Consider the following 13,973-nt stretch of genomic DNA (forward strand, 5'->3'; position numbering starts at 1 on the left):
GGCCGCCGGCCCGGGCCGAGACGGCCTGGGCGGCCTAGGCGGAGGCACGGCCTCCGTAGCACCATGATCCGAGCGGGCGTCGGGCCCCTGCCGTGACACGGCCGGGGCCCGACGCATGGAATCGTGGTGGGGGAGAGCGCGTGACCGACCAGCCCGGTGGGCCGATACCCGGCTCCGACGCCCAGCGCAGGGTCCGGCGCAGCCCCCTGCTCTTCACGGCCCCGATCGTGCTGCTCTGCCTGCTCACCGTGATCCTCGGCTGGGAGATCGCCCGCGCCAACATGACGGAGCAGGCCAGGACCGACTGGCCGTGGCGGCTGCAGCTCCTGGACATGGAGCCGCTGGGCAGCCTGCTCGCGGTCGCGGCGGCCGCCGTCCTCGCGCGGGCCCAGTACGCCCGTACCGTACGGCCCTATCTGGGCTGGCGGAGCGACTGGACGACGGGCGCCCTGCGCGGGAACGACGCCGAATGGCATTCCGGGGTCTACAACGGCGGACAGCACCCGGCGGTGATCGAGAGGTACGAGTGCAGGGTCGTCCTGGCGGGGGAGTCCGACCAGGCGTCGACCCCCTGGACCGACGTCCCCGGGGTCGCGGCGACCCTGACCGCGGCCGGTCTCGTCGTCGGCGAGGACTTCCAGATCCCCCTGTTCGGCTCCTTCCCGCTGGTGGGCACGGGGACGTACGAGACCGTCCTGATGGGCGCATTCTCCCGCCGCTTTGTCGACGAGGTCGACGCCCTCTACATGCGTGTGCGGGTCGTGGACACGGTCGGCGACAGCCATGAGCGGATCATGAACTGTCTCAAGGGCGCCCGCTCCACCGGCTATCTGCCGCCGTCCTCCTGAGCCCCCAGCCATGCGAGCACGTCCGGCAGCGCGTACTGGGCGGCGAAGTGCCCGGCGTCCGGCTCCAGGACGAGTGCGGCTCCGGGGATCCGCCCGGCCAGCCAGCGGGTGTGGGCGGGCGGCGAGAAGGCGTCGTCGAGGCCGTGCCAGAGCAGTACGGGGACGGTGACGGCGGAGACGTCGAAACCCCAGGGCCGGGTGAAGGCGAGGCAGTCGTCGGTCCAGCCGTGGTGCGAGGCGCCGAGGCCTTCGCGGTAGGTGCGCAGGAGCGTGGCCCGCACGGCGGGGTCGGAGACGATCGGCAGGTCGTGGTCGGAGAGTTCGGCCCGCAGGTCCTCCACGAGGCGCTCGGGGTCCTGCCGGATCACCGCGGCCCGGGCGGCGAGGTCCGCGTCCAGCAGCTCGGGTGACGCGGCGGCCAGGCCGTACTCCCGTACGTTGAACGGCGTCATGCCGGCGAACCAGTCGAGCCCCGCCGCGTCCTGGGGTGCGATGCCGACCAGCGCCGCGGCGGCGCTGACCCGGTCGGGCAGCAGGGCGGCGCAGGCGAGCGCGTGCGGTGCCCCGCCGGACCGTCCGACCACGGCGAACCGCTCGACGCCCAGCGCGTCGGCGACGGCCGCCGCGTCCCGGGCCGCGTCGACGACCCGCCGCCCCGGGAGCCGGTCCGAACCTCCGTACCCCGGCCGGTCGTAGGCGAAGAACCGCAGGTCGGGGCGGTGTGACGCGAGATCGGGCAGCGCGGTCCCGAGCCGGCTGCCGGGTGTGCCGTGCAGGAGCAGTACGGGGGTGCCCGAGGGATTTCCCCATTCCTCGGCCAGCAGCAGGCGGCCGTCATCGGTGCGCACATGCTTTTCCATGGCCGGACAGCGTACGGGCCGGCTGCCCCGGAACGGCTGATTCCTGGGCAGCCCGTTCACCGGACTGGACCCGGGCCTGGAGAATTCTCAGTCGATGCAGAACTCGTTGCCCTCGATGTCCAGCATGGGGATGCACGACTCGTTCTCCTCGTCGGCATACAGCGTCTGCACGTGGGTGGCGCCGAGCGCGACCAGTCGTGCGCACTCGGCTTCGAGCGTGGCGAGGCGCTCGTCCCCCACGAGCCCGGTGCCGACCCGGACGTCGAGATGCACCCGGTTCTTGGCGCTCTTGCCTTCGGGGACGCGCTGGAAGTACAGGCGCGGGCCCTCGCCCGAGGGATCACCGCAGGCGAACCATGAGTCCTGCTCCTCAGGAGGCAGGGTCCGGTTGAAATCGTCCCAGGTGGCGAACCCCTCCGGTGGAGGCGGTACGACGTACCCCAACACCTCGCACCAGAAACGAGCGAGGCGCTCCGGTTCTGCGCAGTCAAAGGTGACTTGGAACTTCTTGATCGCTGACATCGGCGCACCCTAACAGGCGGACTCTGCCGCCCAGTTCCGTACGGCTCAGAGGGCGCGGGCGAACTCCAGCCGGTCGGCGAAGTTCACGTACCCGGCCCGCTCGAAGGCCCTGGCCATCGCGACGTTCGCGGCGTCGCAGTCCCCCCGGATCTCCGTCGCGCCGGCGGCCACCAGGACCCGAGTGCCCCGGATCACGACCGACGTGGCGTACCCCTTGCCGCGGTGGGCGGGCGCGACACCGACGAAACCGATCACCGGAACGCTGGGGTTCTCGGCGGGCAGGCTGATCACGGCGACGGTGCCGTCCGCCTCGTAGCCGAGCTCCCACCACTCGGGCTGGTGCTTCAGCTCGGCCGTCTCCTCGAAGAGCAGCTCGGCCGCGCGTCGCGCGCCGTGCTGCCGTACGTCTGCCGCGAGCCGGGCGTCCGCGGTGTCCGCGAGCAGGTCGGCGAGGACGGCGACGAAGGGTTCGGGGCCGAGCTCGGCGAGGGTGCGGAACGTCAGGCGGGGATCGTCGGCGGGAAGCGCACCGGCCCCGTCGGCCCTGCCGGCCTCACCCGTCTCACCCGCCTCACCGGGGATCCGGAGGCTGAACCGCCGTCCGTCGCGGACCACTTGGTACCCGGACGCACGCAGCAGTTCGCCCCGGCGCTCGGGGTTCCGCTGGAACTGCGGGGCCTGGGCGGGGGAGTCGACGACATGCCCGAGCTCCGTCGCGCCCAGCTCCCGGGCCGTGGCGGCCGCCGCGTCGAGCAGTGCGGACCCGGTCTCCGGCGAGTCCTCCGGCGCCTCGAACAGCACCACGGCGAGCGGGACCGCGTGCCCCGGTATGGTCCACAGCGCCACGCTGCCGGTGAGCCGCCCGTCGCCGTCCTCGGCGACCAGGCACCACTCGGGCCGGGTGCAGCCGCTGTCGAGGAGCTGGGCGAGGTACGCGCGGGTGGCGGCGTTGCGCTCGGGGTCGGCGGGGTGTTCGACCAGGGCGGGAAGTTCGTCGGGGCGGGCGGGGCGGACGAATGTCACGGAGAGCCTTGTCGGTTCGGGGACGGCCGGCGGTGCCCCGTGAAGGTAACGGCCCGCCGGCCGGCGGACCAGAGGTTTTCGGTCCGTCCCGCCCGCCGACGGCGGTCACGCGGCGGCGCCGCCCGCGGCGCCGAGTTCCTCGGCGATCGGCTCGGTGCCGGGCTTGCGCTTCAGGGAGGACATCACCAGGGTGATCGCGCTCCCGACGACCGCCCAGGCCGCGAGCACCAGGAGCGAGAAGGTGACGTCGTTCCCCTTGAAGTACGCGATCGAGCGCGCGACCCAGGTGCCGGCGCCCGGGGGGAGGCCCGGGCCGATCGCCTTCCAGAAGGGCGGCAGCATCGGCAGCGGGAACGCGCCGCCGGCGCTCGGGTTGCCCGCGATCACGACCAGCAGGATCGCCAGGCCGATGCCGACGATGCCGAAGAGCGCCTGTAGGGCGAGCGTGGTGGCGCCGACCGCGAAGACGACCAGGGCGCCCAGCCCCCACAGGGCCACGACGCTGCCCGGCAGAGCGCCCAGGATCGGTCCGACGATGACCGCGCCGCCGAGGCCGCCCAGGATCGCGTAGACCGCGAGGACCCCGAGCCGGATGATCGCGCGCTCCCGGTTGGCGGGGCGGGAGCCCGCGCTGATGGCGAGGATCGCGGCGCAGATGTAGCCGCCGACGCACCAGCCGACGACCAGGTAGAAGGCGGAGAGGCCGTCGAAGTCCTGCGGGGAGGCGGGGGCGACGTCGACGGTCCTGACGGTGCGCTGGTTGGCGCCCTCGATCCTGGTGAAGAGCGCCTCCAGGGAGGAGGAGAGCACGGTGCCGCCGCCGGAGGCGACGAGCAGGGTGTCGGTGGTCCTGGCCGGGTTCACCAGGAGGGCGCCGTCGATGTCCCGGTTCAGGATCTGCTGCCGGGCCTCGGCCTCGTCCGTGACGCTCCGGGGGTCGAGCGGCTCGCCGGGGAGCTTCTCCAGCTGCCCGACGAGCTGGGCGGAGACCTGCGGGGGTGCGACCACGCCGAAGGGGACGTCCTTCGGCTCGGGGTCGTGGAGCGCCCCGACGTACGAGGCGATGAACAGCAGCTGGAGGGCGAGCACGCCGACGACGAGCAGGGCGGCCCGGGGGGTGACGGCACTCTTCAGTTCATCGACGAGGCTCATGCCCCCACGCTCCGGGGAGGGGGGCGTTTGCGCAGGTGGGATGGGGCCGAACGGATGAGGTACGCGGCGTATCGTACGGACGTTCGAAATGGTCTATGGTGAAGAAGAGGGGGGTGGGAACATACATACGAATCGATGTGGGAGGTGTGCATGCCGGGGTTCACGCATCTGCACACCGCGTCGGGCTTCTCCCTGCGGTACGGCGCCTCCCACCCCGAACGGCTCGCGGAGCGCGCGGCTGAGCGGGGGATGGACGCGCTCGCCCTCACGGACCGCGACACGGTCGCGGGCGTGATCCGCTTCGCGAAGGCCTGCGAGGCGGCGGGCGTGCGCCCGCTCTTCGGCGTGAACCTGGCGGTCGCCCCGCCCGCCTCGGCTGAGGCGGGGGCGGGCGGCGGCGCCGGCGTACGCGTGTACGCCGTGAACGGTTTCGGACGGGGAGTGACCGAGCGCGCGGCGGGTGCGGGGGGCGCCGGTGCCGCTGGTGCCGCCGGGGGTGGTGCGGATGCGGGTGAGGCGTCTGGGGCGGGGCGTGGTGCGGATGGCGCGTCCGGGGGCGGGTGCGGTGTCGGTACGGGGGCGGCGCCACCGGCGGCGGGTCCCGCCGGCTCCGGTGCCGTTCACTCCCGTACGGGGGCGGGCGGCACCGACTCGCTTCGTACGGGTGCCGTGCCGTCGGCCGGGTTCGGTGCCGGCCGCTCCCGTACGGGTGCCGAGCTCCCGGCCGTCTCCGGGGGCGCGGCCGCCGGGCGGTCCCGTGCGGGCGGTTCCCGGCTCGTCGTGCCCTCGGGAGGCGCGGGTGGCGGGTGGCCCGGGCGGGGTGAGGGGGCCGCGAGGCGGGTCCCCGTCCGGGGCGGGGCCTTCGTCGACGAGTCCGCCGCCCGGGTCGTCCTCCTCGCCCGTTCCCGTACCGGCTGGGCCGCGATCTGCCGGATGGTCAGCGCCGCGCACGCCCAGGCCGCGGGCGGGCCCCTGCTGCCCTGGGACGACAACCACGGCGACGACCTCGTCGTCCTGCTCGGCCCCGCCTCCGACGTCGGGCAGGCGCTCGCCGCCGGGCGCCCCGACCGGGCCGCCCGGCTCCTCGCGCCCTGGCGCGAGCGGTACGGCGACGCCCTCCGGCTGGAGGCCGTCCACCACGGCCGCCCCGGCACCGGGCCCGGCTCGCTGCGGCTCGCCGCCCGTACCGTCGGCTTCGCCGCCGAGCACGGCGTCCGCCCCGTCCTCGGCAACGCCGTCCGCTACGCCGACCCCGGTCAGGGCCCTGTCGCCGACGTGCTCGACTCCGCCCGCCGGCTCGTGCCCGTCGACCCCCGCAAGGGGCTCGACAGCGGCGAGGCCTGGCTCAAGGGCGGCGGCGACATGCTGGCCGGCGCCGAGCGGATCGTCGAGGCCGCGGGCTTCCGCCGGGACGCCGCGCACCGGCTGATCGACCAGACCCAGGCGGTCGCCGCCGACTGCCTGGTCGACCCCCAGGACGACCTCGGCATGGGCTCCGCCCACTTCCCCGAGCCGTACCTGGTCGGCGCCGAGCGCCGCACCGCCCAGCGGGTGCTGGCCTCCCGGGCCGCCGCCGGCATGGTGCTGCGCGGGTACGAGCGGCGCCGCGACTACTGGGACCGGATGCACCGCGAGCTCGACATCATCGCCCACCACCACTTCGCCACCTACTTCCTGACGGTTTCCCAGGTCGTCGACGACGTGAAGAGGATGGGGGTCAGGGTCGCCGCCCGCGGCTCCGGCGCCGGCTCCCTCGTCAACCACCTCCTCGGCATCGCCCACGCCGACCCCGTCGAGCACGGCCTGCTCATGGAGCGCTTCCTCTCCAAGAACCGCACCGCGCTCCCCGACATCGACATCGACGTGGAGTCCGCCCGCCGCCTGGAGGTCTACCGCGCGATCATCGGCCGCTTCGGCACCGAGCGGGTCGCCACCGTCGCCATGCCCGAGACCTACCGCGTCCGCCACGCGGTACGGGACGTGGGCGCCGCCCTGTCCATGGACCCGGCCGAGATCGACCGGATCGCCAAGGCCTTCCCGCACATCCGTGCCCGGGACGCCCGCGCCGCCCTCGACGAACTGCCCGAACTGCGCGAACTGGCGAGGGAGAAGGAGAGGTTCGGAAGGCTCTGGGAGCTCGTCGAGGCCCTCGACGGCCTGCCCCGGGGGATCGCCATGCACCCGTGCGGGGTGCTGCTCTCGGACGCCTCGCTGCTCACCCGTACCCCCGTCGTGCCCACCAGCGGCGAGGGGTTCCCCATGTCCCAGTTCGACAAGGAGGACGTGGAGGACCTCGGGCTGCTCAAGCTCGACGTCCTCGGCGTGCGGATGCAGTCCGCCATGGCGCACGCCGTCGCCGAGGTGGAGCGGGCCACCGGCGCCCGGCCGGACATCGACGCGCTCCCGCCCGCCGACCCCGCGACGTACCGGCTCATCCAGTCCACCGAGACGCTCGGCTGCTTCCAGATCGAATCGCCCGGTCAGCGTGATCTGGTCGGCCGGCTCCAGCCCAGCACCTTCCACGACCTCGTCGTCGACATCTCGCTCTTCCGGCCGGGGCCGGTTGCCGCCGACATGGTCCGCCCGTTCATCGAGGCCCGCCACGGTCGGGCGCCCGTCCGCTACCCGCACCCCGACCTGGAGGGCCCGCTGAAGGAGACGTACGGCGTCGTCGTCTTCCACGAGCAGATCATCGAGATCGTGCGGATCATGACCGGCTGCGGCCGGGGCGAGGCCGACCAGGCGCGGCGCGGGCTCTCGCACCCCGAGTCGCAGGGCCGGATCAAGGTCTGGTTCGCGCAGCGGGCGGAGGAGCGCGGGTACGGTCCCGAAGTCGTCGCCCGCACCTGGGAGATCGTGGAGGCCTTCGGCTCGTACGGCTTCTGCAAGGCGCACGCGGTCGCCTTCGCCGTACCCACGTACCAGTCCGCCTGGCTCAAGGCGCACCACCCGGCGGCCTTCTACGCCGGGCTGCTCACCCACGACCCGGGGATGTACCCGAAGCGGCTGCTGCTCGCGGACGCCCGGCGGCGCGGGGTCCCGGTGCTGCCGCTGGATGTGAACAGGTCCGCGGTCGCCCATCGAATCGAACTGGTGTCCGGTACGCCGGAGCGATGGGGCCTGCGGCTCGCCCTCTCCGACGTCCACGGCATCAGCGAGGCGGAGGGCGCGCGGATCGAGACCGGACAGCCGTACGCCTCCCTGCTCGACTTCTGGGAGCGCGCCCGCCCCCGCAAACCGGTGGCCGAGCGGCTCGCCCAGGTCGGCGCGTTGGACGCCTTCGGCGCCAACCGCCGTGATCTCCTCCTGCATCTGACCGAGCTCCACCGCACCCAGCGCGGAGCCGCCTCCTACGGCGGTCAACTCCCGCTCGCGCAGGGCCGGAAGACCGCCCCCATCGGCCTTCCCGACCTCGACGAGTCGGAGCGTCTCAGCGCCGAGCTCGGGGTCCTCGGGATGGACGCCTCGCGCCACCTGATGGCCGACCACCATGCCTTCCTGCGCGAACTCGGCGTGGTCTCCGCCCAGCGGCTGCGCGAGGCCCGGCACGGAGAGACGGTCCTGGTCGCGGGCGCCAAGGCGGCCACCCAGACCCCGCCGATCCGCTCCGGCAAGCGGGTCATCTTCTCCACGCTCGACGACGGCACCGGCCTGGTCGACCTCGCCTTCTTCGACGACTCCCACGAGGCCTGCGCGCACACCGTCTTCCACTCCTGGCTGCTGCTCGTCCGGGGTGTGGTGCAGCGGCGCGGCCCGCGCAGTCTCAGCGTGGTCGGGGCCGCGGCCTGGAACCTCGCCGAACTGGTGGAGGTGCGCGCCTCCGGCGGTCTGGAAGCGGTGGCGGAGCGGCTCGCCGAACAGCCCGAACAGCCCGAACGCACGGGCGGAACCGACAACGGCCGCCGGATCACGATGGAGACCGGATACGAGATGAACCCCTGGGCGGATCTGAAGCCGGCCGGCGAAGGGGCCGCGGGCGGAAGGAAGCTGTGGCACCAGAGCCCGGGGAGCGCGGGATGATCCTCTGCGTACGGTTCCGGCTCGAAGCCCTCGGGGAGGCGATGCTTCCCCGACTGGTCGCGCTGGTCGGTGAGTTCACCCCGGTCGTCGAGGCCTGCCCGCCCGACACCCTGCTCGCCGACGTCCGCGGCGCGCTGCGCTACTTCGGCTGGACCCCGACGGAACTCGCCTCGGTGATCCGGGTCAGGGCGATCGCCCTGTACGGCGTCGACTGCGTCATCGGGGTCGGGCCGAACCCGATGCTGGCCCGGATGGCGGCCCGCGCGGCCCGCCCCGGCCTCACCCTGGCCGTCGAGGACCCGGCCGCCTTCCTGCGGGACCGCCCGGTCGCCGCGCTCGACGGGGTCGGCCGCACCACCGCCCGTACCCTCTGCTCGTACGGACTCGACTCCATCGGGCGGGTCGCGGACGCGCCGCTCGCCGTGCTCCAGCGGCTCGTCGGCGCGAAGGCCGGACGCGAACTCGCGGAGCGCGCCCGGGGGATCGACCGGACCGCGGTCGTACCGAACGCGGCCTCCCGGTCGCTCGCGGCCGAACGCTCCTTCCCCCGCGACGAGCTGGACCCGTCGGTCCAGCGCAGGGCGCTGCTCTCGCTCACCGAGGAGCTGGGCGTGCGGATGCGGTCGGAGCGGCAGGTCTGCCGCTCCCTGACGGTGACCGTGCGGTACGCGGACCGGTCCACCACCACCCGTACGCGCACGCTGCCCGAGCCGACCGCGCACTCGACGGCGCTGGCCGCCCTCGCGTACACGATCCACGGCTCCTTCGGGCTCCAGCGGGCCCGGGTGCGGGGGATCGCGCTGCGCGCGGAGGGGCTCGGGCCGGCGGAGGGGGCCGCGCACCAGCTGACCTTCGACCCGGCGGACGAGAAGGCCCGGCGGCTCGAGGCGGTGGCGGACCGGGCGCGGGCGAAGTTCGGGCCCCGGGCGATCGTGCCGGGCTCCCTGGCGGCCTGACGTCGGCGGCTGACGTCGGGCGTTACTCCTTACTGACGACCTTGCTGACGAGAAGTCACTTTTTACCGACGCGTAACTTCCCAGTCGAGGCTACCCGTGCGTAGCTTGGCTAGAAGCAGAGCATCCCCACTTGTGGTCCGGGCCGCAGGGCGTACTGCCGTTCTTCACCGTCGTCCTTGATTTCCCTTGAGCCGCAAGGAGATCGCACGATGCTGCCCTGGAAACACGCGCTCAGAACGCTCTCGGTCCTGCTGCTGACCGCCGCCGCGACCCTCGCCCCCACCGCCTCGGCCCAGGCCGCCGCCGCCCCCAGCCGTGGCTGGAACGACTTCTCGTGCAAGCCCTCGTCCGCCCACCCGCGCCCGGTCGTGCTGGTCCACGGCACCTTCGGGAACTCCGTCGACAACTGGCTCGCCCTCGCGCCGTACCTCGTCAACCGTGGCTACTGCGTCTACTCGCTCGACTACGGCCAGCTGCCGAACGTGCCCTTCTTCCACGGGCTCGGCCCCATCGACAAGTCCGCCGGACAGCTCGACGCCTACGTCGACAAGGTCCTCGCGGCCACCGGCGCCCCCGAGGCCGACCTCGTCGGCCACTCGCAGGGCGGCATGATGCCGCGGTACTACCTGAAGTTCCTCGGCGGGGCCGAGAAGGTCAACGCGCTCGTCGGGATCGCCCCAGACAACCACGGCACGACCCTCCTCGGCCTCACCAAGCTCCTGCCGCACTTCCCCGGCGTCGAGGACTTCGTCACCGAGAACACCCCGGGCCTCGCCGACCAGATCGCCGGCTCCCCGTTCATCACCCGGCTCAACGCGGGTGGCGACACGGTCCCGGGCGTCACCTACACCGTCATCACGACCAAGTACGACGAGGTCGTCACCCCGTACCGCTCGGGATTCCTCGACGGTCCGAACGTCACCAACGTCGTCATCCAGGACAGGTGCGCGCTCGACCTCTCGGAGCACGTGGCGATCGGGACGGTGGACCGGGTCACGTTCCACGAGGTCACCAACGCCCTCGACCCGGCCCACGCGTCCCCGACCACCTGCCTGTCCGTGATCGGCTAGCGGCGGGCGGCGCGGCGGCGCGTCGCACCGAAGAGCACGGCCGCGCCGACCGCCAGGACGGCGGCGCCACCCATCGCCAGGTACGGCGTGGTGGCGTCGCCCCCGGTCTCGGCGAGCAGCTCGCCCGAGCCCGCGGCGGCGGGCTCGTTGGGCGCGGCCGACTCGGAGGTCGCGGACTCCGTGGCTTCGGCCGGCGCGGGCGTCTCCGGCGCGGCCGGCGCGGAGGTCGCGGGCGCGGCGGCCGTCTCCTTCGCCCCGGTGCCGGCGTGGTCGTCCCCGTGGCCGCCGTGCTCGACGGAGGACTTGTCCTCCCCGTCCTCGAACTCCTCGTCGGTCGGCGCGGTCGCCGTCGGGGCGGGGGCGCCGCCGTTGTCCTTCCCGAACACGACGTCGGAGCAGGTGTAGAACGCCTCGGGGGAGTCGGAGCGCTGCCAGATCGAGTAGATCAGGTGGCGGCCGGACTTGTTCGGCACGGTGCCGTCGAAGACGTAGTCGCCGCTCTCCATCCGCGGGTCGGTCACCGTCGCGAACGGCTTCTCCTCCAGGTCCGACCACTTCAGCGGCTTCGAGGGGTCGTAGCCGTCCTTCGTGACGTACAGCTCGAAGGAACCCCGGTGCGGGGCGGTCCCCTTGTAGCGGAAGGTGTGCTTGCCGGAGGCGAGCGTGCTCGAGGGCCAGTCGGCGCGGGCCAGGTCGAGACCGCGGTACTTGTCGTTGCCGGCGCTGCACAGCTTGCCGTCCGGGATCAGGTCGCGGTGCTTCCCGGCGGCGTTGGCGATGTTCACCGCGTTCCAGTCGTAGAACGCCTGCGCCCCGCTCGCCGCCACGGCCGCCTTGCACGCGGCCGACTTCGGGCTCTCGGGCCCCTCCGCGTAACAGGCGGACACCCGGCTCACCGGATCGGTCATCGACCCGTGCGCCACGGCGGGCGAGACGGCGAGCCCCGACAGGGCCAGCACGGCGGTGGCGGTGACGACCGAGGCGGCGGTACGGCGAGAGGTCATGGGGGGACAGCTCCTTCACGAGTGTGGTGCGTGGGGGTCGCTCAGCAAGCTAGCCCGCGAAAACCCCGAGAAGTGCCGTGGAGAACGGGAGACGGCGATCCTTAGGACCGCTTTAAGGTGCAGGTAAGAGGGGGCTCAGAAAGGCCTCGCCGGACCCGGCGGGGAAGGGCGCCCCAGGGCGGGGCGAACGAGCGTGTCGGTCGTCGGGGTCAGCCCAGTCTGCGGTAGCGACGTTCCGGGCGGCCCGTGCCGCCGTACTTCAGGGTGATCTCCGCGCGGCCCGTCTCCGCGAAGTACTCCAGGTAGCGGCGTGCGCTGACCCGGGACAGCGAGCCCGCCTCCGCGCACTCCGTCGCCGAGAGGCCCTCCGGGTGCGCCCGCAGGATGCCGTCCACCAGCTCCGCCGTGTGGGCGGCCAGGCCCTTCGGGAGTTCGCGCGAGCCCGGCGGGCGGGTGCCGAAGATCTGGTCCACGTCCTCCTGCCGCGCCTCGTCGAGCTCGTCCAGGCGCGTCCGCAGCGAAGCCGCGTGCCGCAGCTGCTCCTGCAGCGCGGACTGGTTGAACGGCTTGATCAGATAGTGCAGCGCCCCCGCGCGCAGCGCCGAGCGGATCATGCCCGCGTCCCGCGCCGCCGTGATGAACAGGGCGTCCACCGCGAGACCGGAACCGCGCAGCTCGCGCAGCACGCTGATCCCGTCCATGTCGGGCAGGTAGATGTCCAGCAGGACGAGATCCGGGCGCAGCCGGTCGGCGAGGCGCAGCGCCTCACCGCCGCTGTGCGCGACCCCGACGACGGAGAAACCGTCCACAGCCGACACATAACGGCTGTGCAGCTTCGCGACCATGAAGTCGTCGTCCACCACCAGCACCTTCGTCACGCCGACACGCTAGGTCGCGACCACAAGGACCACAACGTCCGTTGATTGCGGAAGAGAGACAGGTTCTTAACGCGCGGGCAACATGTGGGCCACTTCACACATCTATCGAGAGGCGGCACACGTGCGTCTGCGCACCCCCCTCGCCCTGCTCGGGGCCGCGCTGCTGGTGTTGGTGGGGCCGCCCCTGCTCGCCACCGGCAGCGGCTCCGACACCGGTACCCAGATCCCGGGCCTGCGGTTCATGGTCCCCAACACGCCCGGCGGCGGCTACGACATCACCGCACGCACGGCGGCCAAGAACGCCGAGGACGCCGGTCTCACCACCGGCATCGAGGTCTTCAACCTGCCCGGCGCCGGCGGCACCGTCGGCCTCACCCGGCTCGTCGGCGAGCACGGCAACGGCAAGGTCGCGATGTCCATGGGCCTCGGCGTCGTCGGCGCGGTCCACACCAACAAGACCCCCAGGACCCTCGCCGACACCACCCCGATCGCCCGGCTCACCATGGAGCAGGACATCGTCGTGGTCGGCAAGAACTCCCCGTACAAGACCATCCAGGACCTGATCGCGGCCTGGAAGAAGGACCCCGGCAAGCTGCCCGTCGGCGGCGGCTCCTCGCCCGGCGGGCCCGACCACCTCGCCCCGATGCTGATGGCCCGGGCCGCCGGCATCGCGCCGAAGAGCGTCAACTACATCCCCTTCGACGGCGGCGGCGAGCTCCTCGCCTCCATCCTGGGCGACAAGGTCGCGTTCGGCGTCTCCGGCGTCGGCGAGTACCTCGACCAGATCGAGTCGGGGGAGCTGCGCCTCCTCGCCGTCACCGGCGCCGAACGCGTCCCCGGCCTGGACGCCCCCACCCTGCGCGAGGCCGGACTCGACACCGAGTTCATCAACTGGCGCGGGATCGTCGCCCCGCCCGGCCTCTCCGACGCCGAGCGCGACAAGCTCGTCGGCCTGGTGACGGAGCTCCACGACTCCCCGCAGTGGCGCGAGTCGCTGAAGAAGAACGGCTGGAACGACGCCTTCCTGCCCGGCGAGCAGTTCGGCGCCTTCCTCGCCGAACAGGACAGGCAGGTCGCCTCGGTACTGAAGGAGCTGGGACTGTGACGACCACCGAGACCACCTCGCCCCCCACGACACCGGCGAAGAAGTCCTGGCTGCGCGAGCACTCCGAACTCGGCGTCGGCGCCCTCCTCTTCGTCATCGGCGTCCTCGTCCTCACCGACGCGCTCACCATGACCGTCGACATCGCCCAGCGCGGCCCCGTCGGCCCGAAGACCGTCCCCGTCGTCGTCGGCACCGGCCTTCTCGTCGTCGCGGTCCTCCTCGCGGTCGACGTCCTGCGCGGCGGCCGCGGCGAGGCCGAGGGCGGCGAGGACGTCGACCTCTCCGAGCCGAGCGACTGGCGTACGGTCCTGCTCCTCGCCGGGGTCTTCCTCGCCTTCGCCGTCCTCATCGACCCGGTCGGCTTCCCCGTCTCCGGAGCCCTGCTCTTCTGGGGAGCGGCCTACGCGCTCGGCAGCCGCCACCTCACCCGCGACCCGCTGATCGCCGCCGCGCTCTCCCTCCTCACCTACGTCGTCTTCGACCACCTGCTCGGAGTTCCGCTGCCCGGCGGCCCGCTGATGGGAGTGCTCTGACC

The 13,973-nt window shown here is 73.0% G+C and carries 12 protein-coding genes; 6 read left to right on the forward strand and 6 right to left on the reverse strand.

The genetic code is table 11. The annotated features are described in order from the left end of the window. The first annotated feature begins 140 nt into the window (after positions 1–140). On the forward strand, positions 141–848 hold the full coding sequence (locus M5362_RS29995; protein WP_260230965.1) for a hypothetical protein: 708 nt from the start codon (positions 141–143) through the stop codon (positions 846–848). Here M5362_RS29995 and M5362_RS30000 read toward each other — a convergent pair. From M5362_RS30000 to M5362_RS30015, 4 genes are all read right to left on the reverse strand, one after another. After that, positions 827–1,708 carry an alpha/beta fold hydrolase gene (locus M5362_RS30000; RefSeq protein ID WP_260230966.1) on the reverse strand — a complete coding sequence of 294 codons (882 nt, stop codon included), beginning with the start codon at positions 1,706–1,708 and terminating at the stop codon, positions 827–829. The genes M5362_RS29995 and M5362_RS30000 overlap by 22 nt on opposite strands. 87 nt (positions 1,709–1,795) lie before the next feature. After that, positions 1,796–2,230 (reverse strand): VOC family protein, encoded by a 435-nt coding sequence (locus M5362_RS30005; protein WP_260230967.1) that lies wholly within the window; start codon positions 2,228–2,230, stop codon positions 1,796–1,798. 45 nt (positions 2,231–2,275) lie between these two features. Next, positions 2,276–3,253 carry a GNAT family N-acetyltransferase gene (locus tag M5362_RS30010; protein ID WP_260230968.1) on the reverse strand — a complete coding sequence of 326 codons (978 nt, stop codon included), beginning with the start codon at positions 3,251–3,253 and terminating at the stop codon, positions 2,276–2,278. A 105-nt stretch (positions 3,254–3,358) separates the two neighbouring features. Further along, a complete protein-coding gene (locus M5362_RS30015) occupies positions 3,359–4,405 on the reverse strand; it encodes an ABC transporter permease (RefSeq protein WP_260230969.1) in 1,047 nt (348 codons plus the stop codon). Between the two features lie 150 nt (positions 4,406–4,555). Here M5362_RS30015 and M5362_RS30020 point away from each other — a divergent pair, with 150 nt between their 5' ends. From M5362_RS30020 to M5362_RS30030, 3 genes are all read left to right on the forward strand, one after another. Further along, a complete protein-coding gene (locus M5362_RS30020; protein WP_260230970.1) occupies positions 4,556–8,425 on the forward strand; it encodes a DNA polymerase III subunit alpha in 3,870 nt (1,289 codons plus the stop codon). Beyond that, the gene (locus tag M5362_RS30025; protein WP_260230971.1) at positions 8,422–9,381 is read left to right on the forward strand and encodes a hypothetical protein; all 960 of its coding nucleotides are present in this window, start codon (positions 8,422–8,424) and stop codon (positions 9,379–9,381) included. Before M5362_RS30020 ends, M5362_RS30025 begins: the two co-directional genes overlap by 4 nt. A gap of 209 nt (positions 9,382–9,590) precedes the next feature. Then, positions 9,591–10,451 (forward strand): triacylglycerol lipase, encoded by an 861-nt coding sequence (locus M5362_RS30030; protein ID WP_260230972.1) that lies wholly within the window; start codon positions 9,591–9,593, stop codon positions 10,449–10,451. On the opposite strand, the gene M5362_RS30035 is transcribed toward M5362_RS30030, so the two are convergent. Together M5362_RS30035 and M5362_RS30040 are read right to left on the reverse strand one after the other, a co-directional pair. After that, on the reverse strand, positions 10,448–11,455 hold the full coding sequence (locus M5362_RS30035; RefSeq protein ID WP_260230973.1) for a lytic polysaccharide monooxygenase: 1,008 nt from the start codon (positions 11,453–11,455) through the stop codon (positions 10,448–10,450). The two genes, M5362_RS30030 and M5362_RS30035, sit on opposite strands and share 4 nt — an antisense overlap. Positions 11,456–11,664: 209 nt before the next feature. Beyond that, the gene (locus tag M5362_RS30040; RefSeq protein ID WP_260230974.1) at positions 11,665–12,333 is read right to left on the reverse strand and encodes a response regulator; all 669 of its coding nucleotides are present in this window, start codon (positions 12,331–12,333) and stop codon (positions 11,665–11,667) included. 121 nt (positions 12,334–12,454) lie between these two features. Between M5362_RS30040 and M5362_RS30045 the strand changes: the two genes are divergently transcribed. Together M5362_RS30045 and M5362_RS30050 are read left to right on the forward strand one after the other, a co-directional pair. Beyond that, entirely contained in the window at positions 12,455–13,438 is a 984-nt protein-coding gene (locus M5362_RS30045; protein ID WP_260230975.1) for a tripartite tricarboxylate transporter substrate binding protein, read from the forward strand. Next, positions 13,435–13,971: a tripartite tricarboxylate transporter TctB family protein gene (locus M5362_RS30050; RefSeq protein WP_260230976.1), complete on the forward strand. Its 537-nt coding sequence runs from the start codon at positions 13,435–13,437 to the stop codon at positions 13,969–13,971. Before M5362_RS30045 ends, M5362_RS30050 begins: the two co-directional genes overlap by 4 nt. Positions 13,972–13,973 lie beyond the last annotated feature (2 nt).

The sequence above is a fragment of the Streptomyces sp. Je 1-79 genome (genome assembly GCF_025195125.1).
Lineage (GTDB): Bacteria > Actinomycetota > Actinomycetes > Streptomycetales > Streptomycetaceae > Streptomyces.